General features: G+C 63.1%; 2 protein-coding genes. Both read right to left on the bottom strand.

Features of this window, described 5'->3' with window-relative positions; genetic code table 11:
• The coding region (locus tag FJ980_RS32155; RefSeq protein ID WP_140547509.1) for an ATP-binding cassette domain-containing protein at positions 1–547 on the bottom strand (547 nt) is incomplete at its 3' end.
• The coding region (locus FJ980_RS32150) for an ABC transporter permease (RefSeq protein ID WP_246676671.1) at positions 537–1,318 on the bottom strand (782 nt) is incomplete at its 5' end. The genes FJ980_RS32150 and FJ980_RS32155, both read right to left, overlap by 11 nt.

Below are 1,318 nucleotides of genomic sequence, written 5' to 3'. Positions count from 1 at the left end.
CGTCCATCACCACCACTCGGGCTTCATGAGCGAGCGCGCGGGCGATCTCGACCATCTGCTGCTGGCTGACCGGCAACGAGCCGGTTTGCGCCGCCGGATCGACGTTGAAGCCGATGCGGTCGAAGAGCGCGGCTGAATCGGCGCGGATCTTCTTCCAGTCGATGGAGCCGCTTCTGCCGGTCGGATAGCCTTCCAGGAAGATGTTCTCGGCAACGGTGAATTCGGAGATCAGCGCGATCTCCTGGAACACGACCTTGATGCCTTGCTTCAAGCTGTCGCGCGGCGACTTGATGTCGACCTCGCGTCCGTGCATGCGGATGGAGCCGGCATCCTTGCCGTAGACGCCGGCCATGATCTTGATCAGCGTCGACTTGCCGGCGCCGTTCTCGCCCATCAGCGCATGGATCTTGCCGGGCTCCAGGGTGAAGTCGACATTGTCGAGCGCCACGACGCCGGGAAAGCGCTTGCCGATGCCGCGCAATTCCAGCGCCGGCACATCGGTATCGATGGCCGCGCCTTCGCCAGGATGCAGGAAATCAACGGACATTGGCTCTGTTCCGGATGATGTCGAGATAGGTTGCCAGGATGATGACGATGCCCGGCACCACCATCTGCAAATCCTGGTTCCAGCCGAGGATGATGATGCCGTTGTCGATCACCTTCAGCACCAGAACGCCAAGCAAGGTACCGAACAGCGAACCGCGGCCACCAAGCAGGCTGGTGCCGCCGAGGATGACGGCGGCAATCACCGTCAGCTCGAAGCCACGGCCGGCGGTCGGCTGGCCGGCATTCATCAGCGACGACAGGATCATGCCGGCAACACCGACGCACAGGCCGGTGACGACGAAGGCCAACAGCTTGAGCCGTTCCGAGCGAATGCCTGACAGGCGCACCGCCTTTTCATTGGCGCCGACTGCGTAGAGGTAGCGGCCGAGCGTGGTGAAGCGCAGCGTCACATAGGCAACCACGAAGATCAGCGCCGCCAGGATGACGGGAACCGGCACGGGGCCGACATAACCGGCGCCGAGATCGGTGAAGCTTGCCAATTGGTTGTGGTTCTGCACCGCCTCGCGCGTGAACAGATAGACGCCGCCCTGTAGCATCATCATCGTTCCGATGGTGGCGATCAGCGAATTCACCCTGAGCCTGGTGACGACCAGCCCGTGGAACAGGCCGACCCCGCCGGCAAAGGCGAGCGCCGCCAGCATGCCGAGCGCAAGACTATGGGTGGAATTCATCACCGCCGAGGTCGACCTATCGGTCGGCGCGTCGCTCGCCTTCGTCGGCTGCATCGGCATGGCAGTGCTCAATTCCACCC

Source organism: Mesorhizobium sp. B1-1-5 (assembly GCF_006443065.1).
Lineage (GTDB): Bacteria > Pseudomonadota > Alphaproteobacteria > Rhizobiales > Rhizobiaceae > Mesorhizobium.
Note: the sequence above shows the minus strand (reverse complement) of the source record. Positions and strands in the feature narration are given on the sequence as shown.